Below are 2,525 nucleotides of genomic sequence, written 5' to 3'. Positions count from 1 at the left end.
TAATTTTTTCTTTCCCTAAGCCTATTATATCGCTGATCGATGGAATAATTATGGGGGGAGGAGCAGGACTTGCAATGAACGGTACCTACCGTGTAGTGACGGAACGAACTATTTTTGCAATGCCAGAAACAGCTATCGGATTCTTTCCAGATGTAGGTGCTGGGTATTTCTTAAATCGTTGCCCAGGTAAAATTGGCTTATATTTAGCTTTAAGTGGCAATAAAATTAGTGCTGGGGATTGTTTATACAGTAAATTAGCAACGCACGGTGTTTTGAAAAGCCAACTGGATAACTTGAAGGATCAATTGATTAATGATCAGTCTAATCTACAAGATATTCTTAAAAAGCACCATGTTGTGCTTGGGCAAAGCGATCTTGGAAGCCACCAATCTGCCATAGATAGGTATTTTAGCCAACCAACCATAGAAAAATGCGTTCAAGCTCTTCAAACAGATGTCGAAGAATGGCCGCAAAAAGTGCTTGAAACTCTTAGTAAACGATCGCCGACATCATTAAAGGTTACCTTTTCTTATATGCAAAAAATGATTGAGGCAAACTTTAAACAAGTTATGCAGCAAACGCTTGTGCTCAGTCAATTTTTTGTTAAGAGTTATGATTTTCAGGAGGGGGTAAGAGCTGTTTTGGTTGATAAAGATCAGCAGCCTAAATGGCAACCAGATACCTTGGCTTCTATTAACAGTAAATTAGTCGAACAGGCGTTACATTTTTCTATTCGCCAAAAATTACCAATTTGAATAACAAGAAGTTTATTACTTTAAGTTTGTATAGTTTTTGAAGCCTAAGTTATATAATATTAACGATTAGTTTGTTCTAATAAAAACGTTATTATACAAAATCTTAAGGAAACATTGTAAACAAGCTGCTGATAAAAAATTGAACAGCCATTTTGCCATCTATTGTTAGAGCTCAAAACAATAATTTTTTTAATCTTGTTGTTTTTATAACTTATCTAATAAATCTTATGTAAAATTATATATGTAAACTTAAATATACATAATAAATTATTGAATTTAATATATTAAATATTTTTTGAAAAAATAACATATGGAAATCTCGAAAAACTTTTTCTCACTTTATCTTCTTTTATGGAGAATGCTTGATACCCATCAGAAAGTTAAGATGCTTGCTATCGTAAGCACGATTATTGTTGGAGTAGGCGTTCTTTCAGTTATTCCCATATATTTTGGTTACATGATTACCCAATATGAAAGCCAAAATGTTGTGTTTATTTCAAGCATGTTCCTGGTAACTGGCTATGCGGTTATTTTAATGATAAGTTATTTGATTGGTGAATTTCGTTTCTATTTATTATCTCAGCTTGATAATGATATATTTCGTCAATTGATTATTAACTCTTATTTAAAAATCCTAAAAAAAGATTTTTCTTTCCACCAGAGAAACGAAAACGGAGCTTTGTGGGAGTCTTTACGCCAAGGTGCCGATTCCATTTCTTTAATTCTCCAAAGCCTAATGAATGGTGTTTTTCCTTTTATTCTTCAACTTATTCTTGCTGCAGGTGCATTAATTTATTTTACAGGATTACTTGGAGCAATCGGGGTGGTTATTACGGTTGGTATATTTTTTGTTTTTTCAGTTTATGGCGGAAAAAACCTTAGAAAAATTCAAATAAATATTATTGATGCGGAAACCAAAGGTGCTGCCAAAGTAATTGATGGATTGAGTAACATTGAAACCGTTAAATTATTTCATGCGGAACAGGCGGTTGCAGGCACCCAAGCTTTGTATATGCAGCAATTTCATCATCATGTAAAACGCTATATAAAGATGCGGTTAATATACAAAAGTGTTGGATTTTTTATCTTAATGATTGGTTTTGTTTGGGTATTGTTGTCTCCTTACCTATACTTGGGTCAAGAAATATATAATAGCCAAATATTCATTACTGTTAGTCTGTATTTTATACAAATTATGACGCCTCTTCAACAGTTGCATGTTCAATATTTAGAAATTATGGAAAATGTTATAAAATTTCAGAACTTACAAAAATATTCCAAGATTGAAGAAGAAAACAGCCAGAAAATTGCTGCACAAGTAATATTAAAATCAGAACAGATAGAATCATCAGTTCTGCTGAAATTAGAAAATATCAGTTTAGTTTATAGCGAACGATCAATTTTAGAAAACGTTAATCTAACGATCAAGCGTGGTGATAAAATTTGTATCAGTGGTCATAGTGGCTCAGGAAAATCAAGTTTATGTCATATCTTAGCAGGGTTGGTTCAACCAAGTTCTGGTAAAATTTTTTATAATCCCTCTATTAAAAACAACAAAGCTTTTGCTATTGCGGTTGTACCACAACAAGTTCCTTTATTTAACCAATCTTTGGCTTTCAATGTTGCACTAGGATTTGATGAATCTTCCATAAGCATTCGGCAGGCTTTGAACCTGGCCTCACTGCAATCTTTATTATCTCGGCATCCAGATATTGAGACAATAATGCTTGGGGATGGTGGTATATCTTTATCAGGGGGTGAGCGGCAAAG

General features: G+C 33.2%; 2 protein-coding genes. Both read left to right on the top strand.

What is annotated here, in order from left to right:
• A partial coding sequence (locus tag K1X44_09080) for an enoyl-CoA hydratase/isomerase family protein (GenBank protein ID MBX7147437.1) occupies positions 1 to 755 on the top strand: 755 nt, incomplete at its 5' end.
• Positions 756 to 1,113: 358 nt separating this feature from the next.
• Positions 1,114 to 2,525 (top strand): ABC transporter ATP-binding protein/permease (locus K1X44_09075; protein MBX7147436.1); only part of this gene is annotated, 1,412 nt, incomplete at its 3' end.

Source organism: Alphaproteobacteria bacterium (genome assembly GCA_019695395.1).
In the GTDB taxonomy this organism is placed as follows: Bacteria; Pseudomonadota; Alphaproteobacteria; order JAEUKQ01; family JAIBAD01; genus JAIBAD01.
Note: the sequence above shows the minus strand (reverse complement) of the source record. Positions and strands in the feature narration are given on the sequence as shown.